Source organism: Thermoanaerobacter kivui, from assembly GCF_000763575.1.
GTDB classification, from domain to species: Bacteria; Bacillota; Thermoanaerobacteria; order Thermoanaerobacterales; family Thermoanaerobacteraceae; genus Thermoanaerobacter; species Thermoanaerobacter kivui.
Genome location: NZ_CP009170.1, coordinates 87,501 through 108,280 on the forward strand (window position 1 = coordinate 87,501; position 20,780 = coordinate 108,280).

The 20,780-nt window shown below is 34.6% G+C and carries 25 protein-coding genes and 2 rRNA genes (1 of these 27 only partly in view); 21 read left to right on the forward strand and 6 right to left on the reverse strand.

All coding sequences use genetic code 11. From position 1 onward, the window contains the following. Positions 1 to 1,142, forward strand: a 23S ribosomal RNA gene (locus TKV_RS00405) (it extends 1,872 nt beyond the left edge of the window). Between the two features lie 30 nt (positions 1,143 to 1,172). Beyond that, positions 1,173 to 1,281: ribosomal RNA gene (gene rrf, locus TKV_RS00410) — 5S ribosomal RNA — on the forward strand. Between the two features lie 41 nt (positions 1,282 to 1,322). On the opposite strand, the gene TKV_RS00415 is transcribed toward rrf, so the two are convergent. Continuing rightward, entirely contained in the window at positions 1,323 to 1,553 is a 231-nt protein-coding gene (locus TKV_RS00415) for a sulfurtransferase TusA family protein (RefSeq protein ID WP_049684297.1), read from the reverse strand. Between the two features lie 10 nt (positions 1,554 to 1,563). Next, positions 1,564 to 2,457 (reverse strand): LysR substrate-binding domain-containing protein, encoded by an 894-nt coding sequence (locus tag TKV_RS00420; protein WP_049684298.1) that lies wholly within the window; start codon positions 2,455 to 2,457, stop codon positions 1,564 to 1,566. A gap of 182 nt (positions 2,458 to 2,639) precedes the next feature. Between TKV_RS00420 and TKV_RS00425 the strand changes: the two genes are divergently transcribed. From TKV_RS00425 to TKV_RS00500, 17 genes are all read left to right on the forward strand, one after another. Beyond that, positions 2,640 to 2,882, forward strand: a complete 243-nt coding sequence (locus tag TKV_RS00425) for a sulfurtransferase TusA family protein (RefSeq protein ID WP_049684299.1) — start codon at positions 2,640 to 2,642, stop codon at positions 2,880 to 2,882. Between the two features lie 22 nt (positions 2,883 to 2,904). Then, positions 2,905 to 3,921, forward strand: a complete 1,017-nt coding sequence (locus tag TKV_RS00430) for a YeeE/YedE family protein (RefSeq protein WP_049684300.1) — start codon at positions 2,905 to 2,907, stop codon at positions 3,919 to 3,921. A gap of 55 nt (positions 3,922 to 3,976) precedes the next feature. Further along, positions 3,977 to 4,330 carry a DsrE/DsrF/TusD sulfur relay family protein gene (locus tag TKV_RS00435; RefSeq protein WP_049684301.1) on the forward strand — a complete coding sequence of 118 codons (354 nt, stop codon included), beginning with the start codon at positions 3,977 to 3,979 and terminating at the stop codon, positions 4,328 to 4,330. A 12-nt stretch (positions 4,331 to 4,342) separates the two neighbouring features. Next, positions 4,343 to 4,549 carry a hypothetical protein gene (locus TKV_RS14220; protein ID WP_236617284.1) on the forward strand — a complete coding sequence of 69 codons (207 nt, stop codon included), beginning with the start codon at positions 4,343 to 4,345 and terminating at the stop codon, positions 4,547 to 4,549. Between the two features lie 43 nt (positions 4,550 to 4,592). Continuing rightward, positions 4,593 to 4,766 (forward strand): hypothetical protein, encoded by a 174-nt coding sequence (locus tag TKV_RS14225; protein WP_236617285.1) that lies wholly within the window; start codon positions 4,593 to 4,595, stop codon positions 4,764 to 4,766. Positions 4,767 to 4,777: 11 nt separating this feature from the next. Then, the gene (gene tusB / locus TKV_RS00445) at positions 4,778 to 5,056 is read left to right on the forward strand and encodes a sulfurtransferase complex subunit TusB (protein WP_049684302.1); all 279 of its coding nucleotides are present in this window, start codon (positions 4,778 to 4,780) and stop codon (positions 5,054 to 5,056) included. Between the two features lie 35 nt (positions 5,057 to 5,091). Continuing rightward, positions 5,092 to 6,501 carry a dihydrolipoyl dehydrogenase gene (lpdA, locus tag TKV_RS00450; protein WP_049684303.1) on the forward strand — a complete coding sequence of 470 codons (1,410 nt, stop codon included), beginning with the start codon at positions 5,092 to 5,094 and terminating at the stop codon, positions 6,499 to 6,501. 88 nt (positions 6,502 to 6,589) lie between these two features. Next, on the forward strand, positions 6,590 to 6,964 hold the full coding sequence (gcvH, locus tag TKV_RS00455) for a glycine cleavage system protein GcvH (RefSeq protein ID WP_049684304.1): 375 nt from the start codon (positions 6,590 to 6,592) through the stop codon (positions 6,962 to 6,964). 436 nt (positions 6,965 to 7,400) lie between these two features. Next, the gene (locus TKV_RS00460) at positions 7,401 to 8,348 is read left to right on the forward strand and encodes an ROK family protein (protein ID WP_049684305.1); all 948 of its coding nucleotides are present in this window, start codon (positions 7,401 to 7,403) and stop codon (positions 8,346 to 8,348) included. 10 nt (positions 8,349 to 8,358) lie between these two features. Next, positions 8,359 to 8,931 (forward strand): DNA-3-methyladenine glycosylase I, encoded by a 573-nt coding sequence (locus TKV_RS00465; protein ID WP_003871546.1) that lies wholly within the window; start codon positions 8,359 to 8,361, stop codon positions 8,929 to 8,931. A 140-nt stretch (positions 8,932 to 9,071) separates the two neighbouring features. Then, complete coding sequence (locus tag TKV_RS00470; RefSeq protein WP_084574141.1) at positions 9,072 to 9,296, forward strand: sigma factor G inhibitor Gin; 225 nt, start codon at positions 9,072 to 9,074, stop codon at positions 9,294 to 9,296. Positions 9,297 to 9,363: 67 nt separating this feature from the next. Then, a complete protein-coding gene (locus TKV_RS00475; RefSeq protein ID WP_049684307.1) occupies positions 9,364 to 10,785 on the forward strand; it encodes an aminotransferase class I/II-fold pyridoxal phosphate-dependent enzyme in 1,422 nt (473 codons plus the stop codon). After that, complete coding sequence (gene tmk, locus TKV_RS00480; RefSeq protein ID WP_049684308.1) at positions 10,782 to 11,393, forward strand: dTMP kinase; 612 nt, start codon at positions 10,782 to 10,784, stop codon at positions 11,391 to 11,393. Before TKV_RS00475 ends, tmk begins: the two co-directional genes overlap by 4 nt. A 13-nt stretch (positions 11,394 to 11,406) precedes the next feature. Next, entirely contained in the window at positions 11,407 to 11,736 is a 330-nt protein-coding gene (locus TKV_RS00485; RefSeq protein ID WP_049684309.1) for a cyclic-di-AMP receptor, read from the forward strand. 9 nt (positions 11,737 to 11,745) lie between these two features. Beyond that, on the forward strand, positions 11,746 to 12,186 hold the full coding sequence (locus TKV_RS00490; protein WP_049684310.1) for a YaaR family protein: 441 nt from the start codon (positions 11,746 to 11,748) through the stop codon (positions 12,184 to 12,186). A gap of 8 nt (positions 12,187 to 12,194) precedes the next feature. Next, a complete protein-coding gene (holB, locus tag TKV_RS00495; protein ID WP_049684311.1) occupies positions 12,195 to 13,169 on the forward strand; it encodes a DNA polymerase III subunit delta' in 975 nt (324 codons plus the stop codon). Between the two features lie 2 nt (positions 13,170 to 13,171). Further along, positions 13,172 to 14,056 (forward strand): PSP1 domain-containing protein, encoded by an 885-nt coding sequence (locus TKV_RS00500; RefSeq protein ID WP_049684312.1) that lies wholly within the window; start codon positions 13,172 to 13,174, stop codon positions 14,054 to 14,056. Positions 14,057 to 14,067: 11 nt separating this feature from the next. Here TKV_RS00500 and TKV_RS00505 read toward each other — a convergent pair whose 3' ends face one another. The 4 genes from TKV_RS00505 to arcA all read right to left on the reverse strand — a co-directional run bounded on the left by TKV_RS00505 (position 14,068) and on the right by arcA (position 18,977). Next, on the reverse strand, positions 14,068 to 14,463 hold the full coding sequence (locus TKV_RS00505) for a DUF1634 domain-containing protein (RefSeq protein ID WP_084574143.1): 396 nt from the start codon (positions 14,461 to 14,463) through the stop codon (positions 14,068 to 14,070). 4 nt (positions 14,464 to 14,467) lie between these two features. Beyond that, positions 14,468 to 15,301: a sulfite exporter TauE/SafE family protein gene (locus tag TKV_RS00510; RefSeq protein ID WP_049684313.1), complete on the reverse strand. Its 834-nt coding sequence runs from the start codon at positions 15,299 to 15,301 to the stop codon at positions 14,468 to 14,470. Between the two features lie 98 nt (positions 15,302 to 15,399). Next, complete coding sequence (locus TKV_RS00515; protein ID WP_049684314.1) at positions 15,400 to 17,571, reverse strand: alkaline phosphatase family protein; 2,172 nt, start codon at positions 17,569 to 17,571, stop codon at positions 15,400 to 15,402. Between the two features lie 182 nt (positions 17,572 to 17,753). Further along, the gene (arcA, locus tag TKV_RS00520) at positions 17,754 to 18,977 is read right to left on the reverse strand and encodes an arginine deiminase (protein ID WP_003868916.1); all 1,224 of its coding nucleotides are present in this window, start codon (positions 18,975 to 18,977) and stop codon (positions 17,754 to 17,756) included. Positions 18,978 to 19,115: 138 nt separating this feature from the next. Between arcA and TKV_RS00525 the strand changes: the two genes are divergently transcribed. Both TKV_RS00525 and rsmI read left to right on the forward strand, forming a co-directional pair. Beyond that, positions 19,116 to 19,862: a tRNA1(Val) (adenine(37)-N6)-methyltransferase gene (locus tag TKV_RS00525; protein ID WP_019907180.1), complete on the forward strand. Its 747-nt coding sequence runs from the start codon at positions 19,116 to 19,118 to the stop codon at positions 19,860 to 19,862. 2 nt (positions 19,863 to 19,864) lie between these two features. Continuing rightward, complete coding sequence (rsmI, locus tag TKV_RS00530; protein WP_049684315.1) at positions 19,865 to 20,686, forward strand: 16S rRNA (cytidine(1402)-2'-O)-methyltransferase; 822 nt, start codon at positions 19,865 to 19,867, stop codon at positions 20,684 to 20,686. Positions 20,687 to 20,780: the final 94 nt, after the last annotated feature.

Here is a 20,780-nt window from a genome sequence, read left to right on the forward strand (position 1 = left end):
AGGCCGCAGAGAAGAGGCCCAAGCGACTGTTTACCAAAAACACAGGTTTCTGCTAAGTCGAAAGACGAAGTATAGGAGCTGACGCCTGCCCGGTGCTGGAAGGTTAAGGGGAAGTGTGAAAGCACTGAACCGAAGCCCCAGTGAACGGCGGCCGTAACTATAACGGTCCTAAGGTAGCGAAATTCCTTGTCGGGTAAGTTCCGACCCGCACGAAAGGCGTAACGACTTGGGCGCTGTCTTGATGAGGGGCCCGGTGAAATTGTAGTACTCGTGAAGATGCGAGTTACCCGCGATTGGACAGAAAGACCCCGTGGAGCTTTACTGCAGCTTGCCACTGGATTTTGGTAATTTCTGTACAGGATAGGTGGGAGACAGGGAAGGTGGTGCGCCAGCATCACTGGAGTCGGCGTTGGGATACCACCCTGAGATTACCGAAATTCTAACCTAGCACCGTAAACCGGTGTAGGGACACTGGCAGGTGGGCAGTTTGACTGGGGCGGTCGCCTCCTAAAGAGTAACGGAGGCGCCCAAAGGTTACCTCAGCGCGGACGGGAATCGCGCGAGAGAGTGCAAAGGCAGAAGGTAGCCTGACTGCGAGAGAGACATCTCGAGCAGGGACGAAAGTCGGGCTTAGTGATCCGGCGGCAGTGAGTGGGAACGCCGTCGCTCAACGGATAAAAGCTACCCCGGGGATAACAGGCTGATCTCCCCCAAGAGTCCACATCGACGGGGAGGTTTGGCACCTCGATGTCGGCTCATCGCATCCTGGGGCTGAAGTAGGTCCCAAGGGTTGGGCTGTTCGCCCATTAAAGCGGTACGCGAGCTGGGTTCAGAACGTCGTGAGACAGTTCGGTCCCTATCCGTCGCGGGCGAAGGAAACTTGAGAGGCACTGCCCCTAGTACGAGAGGACCGGGGTGGACGAACCGATGGTGTACCAGTTGCACCACCAGGTGCACAGCTGGGTAGCCAAGTTCGGAGGGGATAAACGCTGAAAGCATCTAAGCGTGAAGCCCGCCTCAAGATAAGGTTTCCCACCCGTAAGGGGTAAGACACCTCGAAGACCACGAGGTAGATAGGCCGGGGGTGTAAGAGTGGAAACACTCTTAGCTGACCGGTACTAATCAGTCGAGGACTTGACCTTTGGCTTTGTGCAGTTTTGAGGGTCTAGATTTCCGGTGGCGATAGCGGAGGGGAAACACCCGTTCCCATTCCGAACACGGAAGTTAAGCCCTCCAGCGCCGATGGTACTGCTTTCGCGGGAGAGTAGGTCGCTGCCGGTAAAATTTTAATAAGCCCCCTTTATAAACTCCTTTTTAGGAGTTTATTTTTTTATATAAATTTCCCATACGCCAGTTAATACTTCATTTATTTTTAAAATACTACCTTGCACATAATCTTTTTTATAAAAGTATGATTCTATATTATCTAAAGAACATCTATGGTCTACGACTACTTTTAATATATCACCTTCTTTCATTTCTTCCAGTTTTTTTATAGTTTTTAAAAGAGGCAAGGGACAAATTTCACCCATACATATAATTTCTTGTTCCATTTTTACCACCTCAACAGAATAGATTTTGTCCGTTGATTTTTATAAAATCAATAAAATCTTTTTTTGATTTTTTATATATTTTTTTATTGTAAATGATAGAATAATTGTAAGTAAAGTCTATATCATCGACGTTTACTATAGATAAAGTTTTTGTATATAATTCTTTTTTTATTGCAATATAGGGCAAAATTGATAATCCATGTCCAGCTGCTACAGAAGATTTGATTGATTCGATTGATGGGGATTCCATTTCAATTTTTAATTTTTTAATATCAACACCATGTGACAAAAGTGTTTCTTCAATTATCTTTCTTAAGCTACATTTTTTGTGTATTACAAAAAAATTGTAGTGGAATAATTTGTTTTTTGACAACTTTTTATTTTCCCAACTACCATTAGCAACAAAATGCATTTTATATTCTCCTAATGATATACAGTCAATATTCTCATCTGAATAGCATCCTTCAATGAAACCTATGTCTATTCCTGCTTCTTTTACATTATAAATTACTTCCGGTGTAAAATTATGCTCAATATGCACAACCAGATTTTTCTGCCTTTTTTTAAACTCATGAATAGCACATGGGAGGGCATATTGTCCAATAGTAGGACAGCAGGAAATTGTGAGTCTATTTACACAGTCATTTTCATAACATTCTAAGTCTTTGATCATATTGTCATATAAATTTAATATTCTCTCGGCATATTGATATACTAATTCTCCTGCTAGAGTGGGGACAACACCTCTATTACTTCTTTTAAGGAGAGTGGCTTTTAAGTCTTTTTCTAAAGCTTTTATTTGCTGGCTTATGGCAGGTTGAGAAAGATATAATTCCTTTGCTGCGGAATAAATGCTTTTATAATATACAGTCTTATAAAATGCTTTTAAATTATCAATATTCATAAAAAACTCCCCCCTATTGTTAAAAACATATCTTTATGTAACGTTTAATTTTATTATACTATAATGTTTGTTATAAGTAAAACTAATGTTATATAAGAAAAACAAATGATAAAGAGCGAAAATTTTATAGTATAATAAAATTGAAATGTTAAAAATATAACAAAATTAAGAGGTGAAGTAAAATGAGTAATGAAGTTAAACCCACTTACACTTTAGATGAAAGAGGTGAAGTTTGTCCAGTTCCGGACGTGGACACCAGAAGAAAACTCAAAGAAATGAAGTCAGGTGAAGTTCTTGAAGTGCTTATCGATTATGCACTTTCAAAGGAAAGGATTCCAGCAGGAGTTAAAGACGTAGGTGGGGAAGTAATTTCAATTGAGGAGATTGGACCAAGCGAGTGGAGACTTCTCATTAAGAAGTTATAATTTAAGCTAAGGGGGAAGATGTATGGATCCCAGGTGGCAAGGACTTTTAGTTGGAATCCTCTTTGGCATAGTTTTACAAAGAGGAAGAATATGTTTTAACTCTGCTATTAGGGACGTTAAAATGACAAAAGATAACTACCTCATGAAGATGGCTTTGGTAGCAATACTTGTGGAAACAATTGGCTTTCAGCTGGCTGCGCAATTGGGTTGGATTAAATTAAATCCCCTTCCATTGATTCCTCTTGCGCAAATAATTGGCGGCTTTCTATTTGGCATGGGAATGGTTTTGGCAGGAGGATGTGCCAGTGGTATTACTTATAGGATAGGTGAGGGTTATGTAACTGCTTTTGTTGCTGCTGTTTTCTTTGGAGTTACAGCATCAGCAGTAAGAGGTGGCCCTCTTTCCTTTATAAATAATTGGCTTGGGAAGCCTATTACAACTACTAATAATCCAAATGGATTTTATGCAGCAAAAGATGGAGCAGTGAATCTGACAATTGCAAACTTGCTTAATATAAATCCATGGATTATTGCCATTATTTTTGCAATTTTGCTTTTAATAATAGTTATTTATTGGAAAACAACTGAAAGAAAAGTATCTGGGCTCAATTGGATTACCGGTGGCATTTCTCTTGGAATTGTAGGAATTATAGCCTATCTTTCACAAAAGACATATCCTCTTGGTATTACAGGCGGTTGGGTGAACCTTTTTAGAACAACTACTGCCAATCTTGACCTGACACAACCCATTCCATATAATTGGATGGGTATGGAAATAGTAGGAGTTATAATCGGAGCTTTTGTAGCAGCACTTATAGCAAAAGAATTTAGATTTAGAGCTCCTAAAGACCCAAAAACTTTTGCTCAGGTAGCTTTAGGTGGAATTTTAATGGGTATAGGTGCAGGAAGTGCAGGAGGCTGTAACATAGGCCATATTCTTTCTGGACTTCCACACCTCGCAATTAGCTCTATTATATTTACAATATTTGCTGTACTCGGCAACTGGCTGATGGTTTGGTATCTTTTTGAGAGGAGATAATTTTGGGAAGGGTTCTGCCCTTCCTATGAAATTTTGATAAATAGGAGGGAAATGTATGCATATAACGATACAGTTAAATGTACCGCCTTATACAAATGAAGATGTAGATACAGCGATCCATTTAGCGGAAACGCTTCTAAAAAAAGGACATAAAGTTTCAATATTTTTATTTGCTGATTCTGTTCTTGCAACGAATAAACTTGTTAAACCTATGAGGGCTGATAGAAATCTTCCTTCTAAGTTGCAAGAATTATCAAACAATGGAGCGGAAATTCACATTTGTGGTCTTTGTGCACAGTACAGAGGTATTACAGAAGACATGAAAATAGACAATTCAGTATTTTCAGGTCTACCAGAAATGGCCTCACTTATTTACAATTCTGACAGATATATAAATTTAATGCCCTAGGAGGTTAGAAAAATGAAAAAGGTATTGTTTGCAGTGTTCAATTCTCCTGTAGGAAGTATATGGATAAATGAGGCATTTAGAAGTGCATTTGGAATGTATGGAGAAGACTTAGAACCTACTGTGCTTTTTGTAAATGAAGCAGTTCTAGCAGTTAGAACGAGTTGTAAACCTTTTCTGTCTCTCTTTCAATTTTTTAAAAGATTCAGTTCTAGCAGTTAGAACGAGTTGTAAACCTGAGCTGATTGGATGCTTGCCATTATCCATGACCTTTAAGTATATAGAAAAATATAAGACAGAAGTTTATGCGATAAAAGAAGACATTGAAAAATATAACATACAACAAAGTGAAATTGATCCTCATTGGGATTTAAAAACAATAAAGGCAGAAGAACTGCCAGAATTTGTACATTCTTTTGACAAGGTAGTATTCTTTTAGGAGGGAAAAATATGGCATTAATAATTGTTAAGAAAAGTCCTGAGAATAAGATTTCGGAATTTTTATTAAAACTTGCTTTGCCTCATGATAAAGTTATTTTCATACAAGATGGGGTCATCTTTGCCATTGAAAAGAATTTGAAGACAATGGTAAAAGATGGGGTAGAACTCTTTGCACTTAAGGAAGATTTTATTGCAAGAGGATTTGAAGAGAGTGAAAGCCAAATTCCTTTGATAGATTATGAGGGATGGGCTGATCTTATAGAAAGGGATGAGAAAATAATTTCTTAGAGGTATGATTGGCTATCACGCTGGAGGTATGTCAAATGAATGGAGAGATAAAAGTGGCTGAATTCTCAGATGTCAAAGAATATGATTTAGCTGTAATAGGGGCAGGTCCTGGAGGATATGTTGCTGCTATTAAAGCTGCTAAAAAAGGTGCAAAAGTAGCTTTATTTGAAAAAGATAAATTAGGTGGTACCTGTTTAAACAGAGGATGTATACCGACAAAAGCTTATGCAAGAATTGCAGAAGTTTATGACATTTTAAAAAGAGCAGGGGAATTTGGATTTGATGTAAAAATAAACACTTTTGAATTTGCACAAGCTGTGAAAAGAAAAAATGAAATTGTAAATGAACTTACTGAAGGCATTAAGGCTTTACTTAAAGCCAATGGAGTAGATGTTTTTAATGCTGAAGCAAAAGTTGACAAAGAAAAGAATATACTATTTGGAGAAAATAAAATTAAAGCGAAAAACATTATTATTGCAACTGGGTCATCACCTGCTGAACTTCCTATTGAAGGCATTAATTCTAAAAATGTCATGAATAGTGATACTATTCTTGAAATGACTTCTTTGCCACAAAGTTTATGCATTATAGGTGGCGGAGTAATAGGCATGGAATTTGCTTTTATAATGAATCAATTTGGAGTAAAAGTGTCAGTTGTTGAAATGATGCCTAATATTCTTCCTACACTTGATAAAAAGATAAGTTCCTCTATTAAATTCGTTGCACAAAAAAGAGGAATCAAGATATATACTTCTTCAACGGTTGAGAGAATAGATGAAGAAGAAAACGGAGGGAGTATAGTAACAGTTAAAAATGGTGAAAATATAAAGCGCATATACGCAGACAAAGTATTTGTGTCTATAGGGAGGAAGTTAAATACGGATATTGGTCCAATTGTAGAACTATTAGAATTTGAAGGAAAAGCTATTAAAGTTGATGAGCACATGAAGACAAATGTAGAAGGAGTTTATGCAGTAGGTGATGTCACAGGCAAGATGATGTTAGCTCATGTTGCTTCAGCACAAGGGGAAGTAGCAGTTGACAACATTTTTGGTGAATCATCTACCATAGATTATATGAAAATACCTGCTGCAGTATTTACAGAACCAGAGATTGGATATTTTGGGTATACAGAAGAAGAGGCAAAAAAGAAATTTGGGGAAATAAAAGTAGGGAGATTTGATTTCAAGCACAACGGAAGAGCTAAAACCTATGGAGAAACAGAAGGATTTGCAAAGATAATTTCAAATGAAATTGGAGAAATAGTTGGTGCATGGGTAGTAGGAAATGGAGCTTCTGAACTTGTTCATGTACTTTCAACGGCTTGCCAAAGCGGAATAACTGCAGAAAATTTAAAGGAAGTTGTTTATGCACATCCAACCAGAAGCGAAACTATTATGGAAGCTGTTAAGGACATCTTTGGGGAGTCTATACACAAAGTGTAATTTTCTTAAATACAACTATTATTAAAAACTAAAGTTTGGTAGTTTTTTAAATGGACAAAATATTTCATGAAATAGGAGGTTTTCCAAAGTGGAAGTTTTGGAAGGATTGTACTATTCGAAAGACCATGTATGGCTCAAAATAGAGGGAGATAAAGCATATATAGGAATAACTGATTATGCACAGGATTCGGTTGGAGATATAGAATTTATTGATTTGCCTGAGGTTGGTGAAGAACTTGCAGCTGGCGATGTTTTAGGTGTAGTAGAATCTGCGAAAGCAGCTTCTGATGTGTATATGCCGGTGGACGGTAAAGTGCTTGAGATAAACAATAATGTTGTTGATGACCCTTCTCTTGTAAACAGCGATCCATATGGGAATTGGCTTATTGTAGTAGAAATTAAAAACAAATCACAACTTGAGGATTTGATGACGGCCGAAGAATATAAGAAATTATTAGATTAAAAAGGATGCCTGAGAGGCATTTTTCAGACTGTAGCCAAACCTTTTTTCATATAGAAGGGGCATTTTGCATTTGTGAAACGACTTGTTACAAAGCGGCAACTAAATTTAGTGAGACCGAAAGACGAAGGCAGGGCCGAAGCCAAGGATGGCGAAGGCGGGCACCTGAAGCATGGAAGCCGATTGTGCCCGGAACCTTGCCGGAATTTGAGGCCGAGCTTTAGTTTAGTCGCTTTGTAACTCTGGAGTGAACGATGCAAAATGCCCCTTTAAAAAATAATTTTGTCGACAAACCAAAAAATGCCTGAAATGGTATTCTTTTTTGTTCTATTGACTTTATTGATGATTTTAGCAATAATATAATTACTTTAAAGTTATTTTATTCAGTAAAATATACGAAATTCTTAAAAATAAGGATGTGGGCAATGGAGGGATAAAAATGGGGAAAATCCTATGCGGTGTGGACTTAGGGGGGACAAAGATAAGTACAGGGCTTGTAGATGAGAAGGGCAATATCATAAAGAGCATCAAAATACCTACTATGGCAGAAAAAGGGCCAGAAGAAGTAATTAAGCGAATCGAACAAAGTGTTTATGACGTTTTAAAAGAAGCAGGATTAAAAATATCTGATTTAAAAGGAGTTGGGATTGGATCTCCAGGGCCCCTTGATGCCAAAAGGGGGGTAGTTATAAGCCCACCTAATCTTCCAGGTTGGGACAATGTTCCCATTGTGGATATTTTATCTCATAAGCTGGGAGTTGAAGTAAAATTAGAGAATGATGCAAATGCCGCAGCTATTGGAGAACATTTATTTGGCGCAGGAAGAGGTATAGACAATTTTGTTTATATAACTGTAAGTACTGGGATTGGTGGTGGCGTGATAATTCAAGGAAAACTTTATAGCGGAGAAAATTCTAATGCAGCTGAGATTGGGCACCATACTATAAATTTTAATGGGCCTCGATGTAATTGCGGAAATTATGGGTGCTTTGAGGCTTTTGCTTCTGGTACGGCTATTGCGAGATTTGCTCAAGAAGGAATTCAAAATGGGAAAGATACAATGATAAGGGATTTAGCCAAAGATGGAGTAGTAAAATCGGAACATGTATTTGAAGCGGCAAAATTGGAAGATGAGTTTGCGGAAGAATTGGTTGACAATGAAGCTTTTTATCTTGGAGTGGGAATTTCAAATATCATGGCTTTTTATAATCCAAAAAGAATTGCCATAGGTGGTGGCGTATCCACTCAATGGGAGATGCTTTATGATAAAATGATGGAAACAATAAAGAAAAAAGCTTTAAAGCCTAATGCCGAAGTATGTGAAGTAGTAAAAGCAGAGCTTGGAGAAAACGTGGGTGTTTTAGGAGCGGCAGCATTACTTTTATAAGAGGTGAAATATGAATAGGTGTCCTTGGTGTCTTAGTGACGACATTTACATAAAATATCATGATGAAGAATGGGGAGTGCCTGTTCATGAGGATAAAAAACATTTTGAGTTTTTGGTTTTAGAATCGGCACAAGCAGGTCTTAGTTGGATTACTATTTTAAGAAAAAGAGAAAATTACAGAAAGGCCTATGCTGACTTTGACCCTATAAAAGTGTCACAATATGACGAAAAGAAAGTAGAAGAACTCATAAAAAATAGTGGAATTATAAAAAACAGAAAGAAAATAGAGGCTTCAATACACAATGCAAAAAGGTTTATAGAAATACAAAAGGAATTTGGAAGTTTTGATCAATATATTTGGGGTTTTGTAAATTATAAACCTATAATAAATGCGTGGGAAAAAATTGAAGATATACCTTCTAAAACTGAATTATCAGATAAAATCAGCCAAGACCTTAAAAAGAGAGGATTTATTTTTATAGGTTCTACTATTATATATTCCTATATGCAGGCGGTTGGAATAGTAAATGATCATTTAATAAGTTGCTTTAGATATAAGGAGTTAGTTGAGACTTTTAAATAATACAGGCAGGGCTTGGTGCAATTTGCATTGAGACTTGCTTTTTTTCTTTTACGAAAAAATATAATGAAATTAGGAAATACAAAAAAGGGTGAATATATTTTTGCACAAAAGGGAATAATTACATTAGAAAATTTTGAAAGATGGTGTTGCATATGGAAAGCATAGCAACGAAAAGGAAATGCTTTATATGCGAACAGGAATCACAAGATGGAATAGAAGTGTTAGGAAAGTTTCTCTGTACAGAATGTCAACATAAGCTGATAAACTTATCGCCATTGGATGAAGCTTATGACTTTTACAGGCGTAAAATGATAGACATATGGGAAGGATACATGAAAGATATAAAATATGAAAACCGGATGTGAATCCGGTTTTCATATTTTTATGGTATAATCAATATAACGAAAAATTATGATTATACGGAGGTATTGTATGACAGCTCCATTATATGAAGCACTTATGGATTATGCAAAAAACCAAATTATACCTTTTCACATGCCAGGTCATAAACAAGGAAGGACTTTTCCAGGAGAATATCTTGTTAATTTGGCAAAGATTGATCTAACAGAGGTACCAGGACTTGACAATCTTCACAACCCTGAAGGTCCCATACTTGAGGCACAAAAACTTGCAGCAAAAGCTTTTGGGGCAAGAGAGTCTTTTTTTCTTGTAAATGGGACGACATCCGGCATATATGCAGCGATGTATGCAGTGTTAAATCCTGACGATAAAATACTTATAATGAGAAATTCTCACAAATCTGTGTACAATGGCCTTGTATTGACAGGAACAGTGCCTGTCTATATAAACCCGGAAATTGATTATGAAGACGGTATTCCAATGGGAATTGACATAAACAAATTGGAAGAATATTTAAAAAAAGATGAGGCTATAAAAGCAGTTGTGATGACTTATCCCAATTATTACGGGTTCTGTAGCGATATCACAGGAATTTCTGACATTGTTCATAAATACAATAAAATTTTAATTGTAGATGAAGCCCATGGAGCTCACTTTCCTTTTTCTAATAATTTACCTCATTCTTCTTTACAAGCAGGAGCAGACATTGTGGTACAGAGTGTACACAAAACCTTGTCTTCTTTTACTCAAAGTTCTATACTTCATTTGAATTCTGATAGAGTAGATACAAATCGACTAAAATATTCTTTAAGCCTTTTTCAGTCAACTTCGCCTTCCTATATACTCATGTCCTCTCTTGACCTTGCGAGAGATTATATGGAGAAAGAAGGGAAAGAGAGGTTGAGAAAAGCGGTTCAACTGGCCGATTATGCGAGAGATGAGATAAACAAAATTGAAGGAATAAGGTGTTTGGGGAAAGAAATAATCGGGAAATACGGCATTGTGGATTTTGACAAAGCAAAATTGACTGTCAGCGTAAAAAATTTAGGCATAAAAGGACCAGAGGCAGAGAAATTTTTAAGAGATAATTTTAATATACAAGTAGAGATGTCTGATGCTTTTAACATTCTTGCCATGGTTACATTAGCGGATGATAAAAGTCATATTGATTCTTTTATAGAAGGGATAAAAAACCTTGTAGCTATTAAGAGAGATAAAGAGCCAGTTGAGGAAATAAAAAATTATCCTGATATTCCGGAGATGGTTTTAAAACCTTCTCAAGCAGTGACGAAAAAAGCTAAGTTGGTGCCTTTAGATGAGGCTATAAACTCTATTTCAGCAAATTTTATTATACCTTACCCGCCAGGTGTTCCGCTTGTTTGTCCAGGAGAGCGCATAAAAAAAGATATGGTAAAATATATAAATGTGTTATATAATAAAGGTATTAAGATATTAGGACTCAAAAATAATAACATATTGGTGTGTGAAATATGAAAGGCAAGTTTATAACTTTTGAAGGAATAGATGGCTGTGGCAAAACTACACAAATAAAACTTCTTAAAGAGTATCTTTTTAAAAAAGGTTATAATATTTTGGTATTAAGGGAGCCGGGAGGAACAAAAGTCGGAGAAAAAATTAGAGACATTCTTTTGGATAAAGATAATTTTATCTTTCCTATGACTGAAATGCTTTTATATGCTTCTTCAAGAGCCCAATTGGTGTCAGAAAAAATTATACCTGCTCTTCAAAAAGGTAAAATTGTAATAGCAGACAGATTTGTGGACAGTTCCTATGTCTATCAAGGATATGCGAGGGAGTTAGGAATTGAAACTGTTAAGGTTGTCAATGAAATAGCGACGATCGGGATTTTACCGGATATAACAATTTATATAGATATAACGCCAGAAGAGGCAATGAAAAGACGGGGGAAGAGAGAGGCTGACAGATTGGAAAAAGAGAGTATGGAGTTTCACGAAAAAGTCAGAGAAGGGTATGTTAAATTGATCAAACAACATCCTGAAAGATTTGTTATAATAGATGGAATGCAGGAAATATCGAAAGTACATCAATGTATAATTACTGTTATAAAAAAATATCTGTAAAGGAGGTCTAAATATGAAATTAGTGCTTGCCATTGTACAAGACGAAGACGTAAGAAGGCTTATGGATGGCTTAACTGAAGGGGGATTTAGTTTTACAAGAGTGGCATCTACAGGCGGATTTTTGAGGTCTGGCAATACAACTTTGATAATAGGTGTTGAAGACGAAAAATTAGATGATGTTATCAGCATAATAGAGAAGAAGTGTAAAACTCGTGACAGGATAATTACTTCCCCTACACCTATGGGAGGCGCAACAGATATATTCTTGCCACAGGCTGTTGAAGTTACAATTGGCGGAGCCACAGTATTTGTGCTGGATGTAGAAAAATTTTTCAGAATATAGGGTGTTGTTATGAGGATCCAAGAGATAAAATCTCTCAAAGTTTCTTCTGACATAAAAAGTGAATATCATAGGTATGATAAAGTCTCAAAGAAATTTATTGACTCTTTGGAAGAAGAATTAGAGCAATTTCGGCAGGATAAGCTAAATAGCATATTATCTGAATTAGATAGTGCAGCGCAAAAATTAAAAGAAACTTTAACTTTAGAAGACTTGCTTAACTACAAAAAGCTTGTCAAAAAGTTTTTGCAAGAAGCCACAAACGGTATGTTAAAGCACACTAAAAAGGAATACGTAGATTTAAGAGGAAGAAAGAAAATTTATTCTCTTGTGGAAAAGGTTAATGACAAATTAGAAAAACTTACAGAAGATTTTTTAAAGGATAGCAAGCATATAGAACTTTTGAAAATGATAGATGACATAAGAGGGCTTTTAATAGATATTTATTCATAGGTGATAGCGTGTATAGGATTTATGGTCATGAAAACATATTAAATATATTTAAAAGCATTGTTTTTAAAAACAAAATTTCAAATGCTTATTTGTTTGTAGGCGAAGAAGGATTGGGAAAAAAATTTATGGCAGAATATTTTGCCATGATGATAAATTGTAAAGACAATGTTTCAAAACCTTGCTTTAAGTGTAATTCTTGCATAAAAATGATATCAAAAAATCATCCGGATGTATTTTTTATAGAACCAGAGGGAAATTCTATAAAAGTGGACACTATAAGGTATATTACTAATGAAATTAATATAAAGCCTTATGAAGCGAATAAAAAAATTTTTATCATAGATGAAGCCCATAAAATGACTACAGCTGCTCAAAATGCTTTTCTTAAGACATTAGAAGAGCCTCCCTTATATGGACTTTTTATACTTATTGCGCCTCGGCAGGAGGAACTTTTGCCTACAATCGTATCCCGGTGCAATGTCATAAGGTTTAATAAAGAGGATAAAGATACTATAAAAAATTATTTAGTTTTTGAGCACAATATTCCAGAAAAAGAAGCAGAAACCTTAGCGTATATTGCTGACGGAAACTTTGAAGAAGCTGTTAAATTAGCTAAAGAGGAATATATAAACCTTAGGAATGAAACCATAAGAGAAATAGAAGGAGTAATAAATAAAAATGACTTCGATGTCTTAGATAAATTTACTTTTTTTGAGAAAAACAAGGATAATGTAGAAGAGATTTTAAAAATTTTGCTTTTGTATTTTAGAGACATATTGATTTATAAAACTACAGAGGAAAGAACCTTTATCAAAAACATTGATTTTTTAGAAAACATACAAAAGATGTCATCTAAATTGACTATTTACAAGCTTAATAATATAATTAATAGAATAGAGCAATTTAATTCTCAGCTTAAGTCAAATGTAAATTATCAATTGGCGGTAGAAAATTTACTCTTAGATATTGCGGGAGGTTTATAATTTTGGTTACGGTTGTAGGTGTCAGGTTTAAAAAAGCCGGTAAAATATATTATTTTGATCCAGCAGATTTACCTATAAAAGTTGGAGACAAAGTAATAGTAGAGACAATACGCGGGATAGAATTCGGAGAAGCTGTCGTCGGAATAAAGGAAGTCCCAGAGGAGGAAATTGTGGTTCCTCTCAAAAAAGTAATAAGAATCGCAACACCTGAAGATGTTGAACATTATTATGAAAACAAGAAAAAAGAAGCTCAGGCTTTTAATATATGTCTTGAAAAAATAAAGGAACATGGGTTGGAAATGAATTTAATTGATGTAGAATATACTTTTGACAACAACAAAGTAATATTCTATTTTACTGCAGAAGGGCGAGTAGACTTTAGAGAATTGGTGAAAGACCTTGCGGCAGTCTTTAGAATGAGAATAGAGTTAAGGCAGATTGGAGTAAGAGACGAAGCAAAGATAATAGGCGGATTAGGACCTTGTGGAAGGCCTCTTTGTTGCGCTACATTTTTAGGAGATTTTGAACCAGTTTCTATTAAAATGGCAAAAGACCAAAATCTGTCTTTAAATCCTACGAAAATATCCGGTATTTGCGGGAGGCTTATGTGTTGTTTAAAATATGAGCAAGAGATGTATGAAAGCATACGGGCGGAACTTCCTAAAGTTGGAAGCATAATTAGAGTAGGCGATAAAGAAATGAAAGTTACAGAAGTAGATGTTATTAGACGTAAACTCAAAGTGAAAATGAAAAATGCCGAAGGAATAGAGATAATAAAGGAGTACAACCCTCAGGAAGTAGAGGTTGTAGAAGAAAAATCAGAGGAAATTGAAGAAGTTTATGATGAGGAACTGTTTGAAGAAGATTTAGAAAAAATAGAGGAATGATTTCTCTATTTTTATTCTACTTTTCCGAGTATAAAACTTATTATGAGTATTATAAACACAAGAGTGGTTATTGCAGTGTATAAATAATCTTTCTCGTGTAAAAAAGTAATTATCGATACAGCTACCCTAAAAACTGGCGTAAGTATAAGCAGCAAAAGGCCTGTAAGAATTACAGCATAAGGCTTTAATGATATAAAACCTTTTAAAATTTCAACAGGAGATGTGGGATAAAATCCATGAGGATATCCACTGTTTCCTGTTATTATAAGCATTAAAAGGCCAATGAAAATCACAATTGCACTGGTTGTAATACCTATAGTTAGAGCTTTACTTATTATAAGCTCCATAGCTCTTAATTCTTCATTTTCTTTTTCCAACATTAAATCTCTATCAACTTTTTTTTCCATGGTTTTATACCCCCAGACCTTTTATGAGCATCTGTATTGAAATATAAGCAAGCACTGGTATAAATATTTTTCTTATGGTTGTATTTCTCATTTTTTGCATTATCCTTGTGCCCAAAGTGGCACCTAATAAAACTCCTAAAGCTACCGGACCTGCAATTTCAGGGTCTATGTAACCTCTCATCAAGTATACTCCTGCACTGGCAGCAGCTGTAACGCCAATCATGAAATTGCTTGTAGCAGTAGAGACCTTCATAGGAAGTTTCATCAACAAATCCATCGCCATAACTTTAAAAATACCACTTCCTATTCCTAGAAGCCCTGATATCACACCAGCAACGTACATTGTCCCAAATCCACTGTAGACTCCTGCTACGTTGTATTTTACTTCTTTATTTAAGACTTTATCAAAATAAGACCCTTCTAATTTCAATTTTTTAGCTAAAGGGTGAGATACGACATTTTGAGGCAATTCTTCATGCCTTTTTCTAAGCATAGCCAAAGCCGAATACAAAAGCACAATGCCAAAAATTATATAAAGATATTTTGGGCTTATCAATCCTGCAATGTAAGCTCCTGTTATAGCTCCTGTAGTTGTAGCGATTTCCAAAAACATCCCTATTCTCAAATTTGTAATTTTGTCTCTCACATATGCAACTGCTGCCCCACTGGAAGTTGCGATGACTGAAACTATACTTGCACCTATAGCGTATTTGATATCTACACCTAATAACAAAGTAAGAGCTGGAATTACAATTATTCCTCCTCCTAATCCTAAAAGGGCTCCAAAAATTCCTGCTATAAAAGAAAAGGCGAGAATTTCTAGAGAGGTTAAAACCACATTATCATCTCCTTGTTTTTGTTGGGTCAATTGCTACAATAACAATTATAACATACCATTTAAAAGGAGCCAAATATAAAGGCTACAGTGATTATTTATTATACCTTCCTTTGAAGGAGTAGTAAAATAGGAGGTATTGCGTATATACAGGTAGTGGCTGCTGCTACAATGCCAGCATCGTTGAAGGCAAGAGCAAAAAGCATACCTACGATACTGCCAAAAAATCCGTAATACACGTATTTATAATTTTTGAAGATGTTTTTAAGTACTCCCGTTGGTCTATAAGATAGTATAAATAGTACTAAAATAGATATTATAAGTACCCATGACCATATAGTGTATCTTATAAGGTTAAGCTCCATTTGAAGCTTTCTTGTAAAAATTTGGAACAAAGAATTTATACCTTCACTTTTTACAATAATAGCTGTTTGGGCCATATGGGTAGTAGTTCCAAAAAACATTGAAGCTATAAACATCAAAAATAGTAATATTACCATAGAGATAAACATTATTAAAAAAGTTTTTTTATTTATTTTTACTCCAAAGAGCATCAAAATTGTGGAACCAAAAGCCATAAAACCAGTTATAAATCCACCGACTTTTGCTCCAAATTGTGGTAGAACCATTAACCAAAATGCAACAGTAAAAAGGATAAAGCCTAAAATTTTTACGCTCTTGGTTTTATATTTTTCAATTAATGCCATAGTTCCCATAATTGAAGAACCTATCAAGACTCCCATGTATTCATTTCCTATTCCATAGAACCTAGCTCCGCTTATGACGTCATATCCTAATATAGAGTTTTTCATCAAAGGAGAATTAAGTAACAAATCTATTATTATTGTGATTGTGGTTACCAAACTTATTACCATTAGTCTATCTAAATCATTTTTTACAAAATACATGATTAACCCGTCAATTAATCCAGTTAAAACAACAACAGCCACAATGTTTAAGTAAAGAGATAAGGGGCCTAATAAAGGCAGAATTAAAAATGTCAGAGGAACAGTCATTATTCCTAAAATTATAGGTGTCAAATACTTTAAATATTCTTTTTTCAAGAACAATAGGCCTATATAAAGTATTAGCACAATGACTAAAAACAAAACGTAACTTTTCAATACCAATGGTTTAGCATTGTGGACAGAAACTATCATTTTATCTGCGTTGATAAGATAACCAAGGGCGTTTTGGTATTTGATGCTTTCAATTGGATGTCCCAACATTTCTACAGGGGGTTCTATGTTAAAGTATGATAATATTGTTGGTGCTATGTCTAAATTTGTAATAATTCCTTGGCGCTTTGTAGTATTAGAAGTCGCAAAGCCTTGTGAATAAGAAGGACCTGCTATTATTACAGGGGTAATTAAATTGTTATTTTGTATATCTTGATTAGAAGGATAAGGAGTCACGACAATAAATAAATCTTTAGACAAATCCAAATCAGATAATATTTTACCTATAAGTTTATCAGATTCATATAATGCCTTTTCTCTGTAACGCTGAGCCAAGGAAGGGGAAGTATATTTAGAAAATACATCTGCCCTTAAAATATCTCCAGGGTCTATAATAATGAGGCCACCATTTTTACTGTATTCTACAAATTTATTGTAAAGTTTTTCATAATCGGCTTTTACCATGTAAGGACTATTATCATCTTTTACTAATAAATCTTCGCTAATATCTCCCTCAGATATCCCGTTTTTGTCCATGCCAATTAAAGGGGCATATCTTTTATAGGATATTCCTGAGGGAGTCTTTATGTCAGAGTTCCCTAATACGTACACGTTAATTTCATTTCTTTTTAAAAGTTCACCTAACAATCCCGGCGTAACAGTATAATTTAAAGTAGAAGCTTGATTTATTAAATCTTGTATTCCTAAGTTAACTATATTACCTTCTTGTGGAAGTTTCCCAGTGTAAAGGTGATATAATTTTTCTGCAGAAGTATAGCCATAAACTTCATCATTGTTAAAACATAAGCTACCCATTTCACCAGCCGAAGCTCGGGTACCTGTTCCTATGGTGAGATAAGAAGAAGGTTCTGAATAACTTCCGGCTGCTCTTGTATTCATAAGTGCTAAGGAACCTATGTCTAATAACTTTTTTATATTTGGAAGATTGTATTTAGCAAGGTCATTAATACTTGTCCTATCTAAAATAAAGAGCACTGCTATTTTATTCTTTGTTGGAGATGCAAAAGAAATTGAAGGGGAAACTGCAAAGAAAATAAACACAAGACATAAAAAAATTGCAAAAAACTTTTTCATAGATTATCCTTCCTTTTCAATTAGTAAATTGACACCCAAACATTATACCATTAAATTATTAAAAATTTATTAACAACAGAAAGGTTAAATCTGTTAATTTGTTAATAACTTTTCAATGCAAATTAAAAAATCCCCTTTTTTATGCTTTAAATTTGTGCATAAAAAGGGGACTGTGATTTAATTTATTCTCTTAAAAGGGGCATAGTCATACAACGAGGGCCGCCTCTTCCTCTTGAAAGTTCCGACCCTTCAATAGGGATTACCTTTATTCCTTCTTTTTCCATTATTTTATTAGATATTTCATTTCTAGAATAGGTTACAATAACTCCCGGAGCGATAGCTAAAGTGTTTGTACTGTCATTCCATTGCTCTCTTGCAGAAGTTATTGCATTTAACCCGCCAGTTGGTATTATATCTATTGTGTAGAGATTTAGCGCATTTTTTAATGCTGTTTGCAAATCTTTTTCCTGATGTATAGAGAAACCTTTTTCCTCTTTTATGATGCTAAATACTCTCAACTCGTTTTTTATTCCTGGATAAAAAACAAATCTGTTTGTGTCAACCATGGTGAAAACTGTATCTAAATGCATATAAGAACGGTTTATAGGGATTTGCACTACCAATATTCTTTCGACAGAGGAACCTTTTTCAAATAAATTATGGGCTAATTGTTCTATTGCCTGAGGAGTTGTTCTTTCACTACATCCTACTGCAATTACTTTTTCGCTTAATACCAGCACATCTCCGCCCTCTATGGAATGAGGATAGCTATCATCATACCACCAAGGAATATTATTTTTTCTAAAAATTTCATGATATTTATAAATGTATTTTAATATTAGAGTTTCTGGTTTTCGCGCTGCTGTTTTCATAGAACTTATCATTAAGCCGCCATCTATCATTGCTCCGGGGTCTCTTGTAAAATAAAGGTTTGGTAAGGGCTTTATATAAAAATAATTATCTTGGTATATGTATTCTGCTAAACCCATCATAGATTTTTTTATCTTTATTTCATTTAGAGCCAAACCTGCAATTGCTATTTCGGCAACCTCGTTTGAAGATTTTTCTTTAAGGAATTCTTTTAAATAGTTATTGATTTTTGGAGAGGTAACTCCATTTACTTGAAGTAATTCCTCAATAAATTTTTCTTTTACATCTTCTTCTTTTAATATTTCTTCTAAGAGATTTTGTAAATACAGTACTTGGACTTCATTTTGCTGCAATACTTTTGCAAAGTTGTCGTGTTCTTCTTGGATCCTTCTAACCCAAGGGATATCGTCGAAAAGAAGCTCGGATAAATTTTGAGGGGTCAATCTTTCCAATTCTTTCCCTGGCCTGTGCAAAATCGTTGTTTTTAATTTATTTATTTCTGAATTTACGCGGGGAGCAGTAACTACTTTTGTCAACTTTTCATCCTCCTAATGTTTAAATTCTTTATATAGTATACTGTGCACTACTTCAATTTTCAATACGTATTTAAAAAGTTAATAAAAACTTTTGGCAATTGTGATAAAATAAATCAAGAATATTATAGAGGTGATAAAATGTTAAGAGATGGGGAAAGATTAGATGAATTAAACTTGAAAGATTTAGTTATAATTCAACACAAGGATAAATTTAAATTCGGAATGGATGCGGTATTGCTTGCTAATTTTGTTACTGCTAAAAAAGGAGATAAAATTGTAGATTTAGGATGTGGGTCTGGCATAATACCTATTTTAATTGCTGCTAAAACTCAAGATACCTTTATTTACGGTGTTGAGATACAAGAAGATATGGCGGATATGGCTACAAGAAGTGTAGTTATTAATAAAATGGAAGAAAGAATAAAAATAATAAAAGGCGATGTAAGAGGATTAGAAAAGATATTAGGATATGAAAAATTTGATATAGTGACTTCAAATCCTCCCTATATGCCAGTAAAAACGGGATTTGATAAAAAACAAAAGTCAGAAAATATCGCGAGATACGAAATATATGGAGGACTTGAGGAATTTATAAAGGCTGCTTCGAAACTTTTAAAATTTGGAGGAAAATTTTTTATGATTCATAGAACAGAAAGATTAGTTGACATTTTGTATTTTTTGAGAAAATACAATTTAGAACCTAAAAAATTGAGATTTGTGCATCCTTATGTAGATAGTAAACCCAATCTTTTGCTAATAGAATCAAAAAAAGGTTCTCAGCCAGGTTTAAACATATTGGCTCCCCTTTATGTGTATGAAAAAAGTGGGGAGTATACAAAAGAAATTATAGAAATATACTCTAAAATGCAATTAGAGGAGGAATAAAGATGGAAAATTATGGGGTATTATATTTATGTCCCACTCCTATTGGTAATTTAGAAGATATAACTTTAAGAGTTTTAAAAACTTTAAAAGAAGTTGATATTATAGCTGCCGAAGATACGAGGCAAACTCTTAAACTTTTAAATCATTTTGACATAAAAAAACCTCTTACCAGTTACCATGAACATAACAAAAGGACAAAAGGGGTAAAACTTATAGAGGAATTAAAAAAAGGGAAGTCAATTGCCTTAGTTACAGATGCAGGTACACCTGCAATCTCAGACCCTGGGGAAGACCTTGTGAAACTTTGCATAGAAGAAGACATAAAAGTTGTGTCATTGCCTGGTCCAACTGCTGCAATTACTGCTTTAGTTGCTTCAGGATTAAATACTTCTTCCTTTGTTTTTGAAGGTTTTTTGCCGACAAAAAATAAAGAAAGAGAAGAAAGGCTAAACCGTATTTCAAAAGAAGAGAGAACTGTCATACTTTATGAGGCACCTCATCGTTTAAAAGAAACTCTCCACGAATTGAAATCTTATGTAGCTGAAAGAAAGATTGTCATAGCAAGAGAACTTACTAAAATTCATGAAGAATTTATAAAAGGGACAATAGATGAGGTTTTAACGAAACTGGGGGATGAAATAAAAGGTGAAATTGTACTAATTATTGAAGGAGCACAAAAACAACAAGTTGAAGAAAAACCAGAGATATTAATTCAAAAATACCTTGCAGAGGGAATGGATAAAAAAGAGGTTATTAAAAAAGTTGCTAAGGAATTGGGAATACCCAAAAGTCAAGTGTATAAACTTACTATAGGAAAAAAGTAAAGAAGTTGGAAATAATAGTTATTATCAATTGAATTTGATTTTCAATATCCCAAATTAAAAATATTTGCATATTTTTCACCAATAAACTATAATA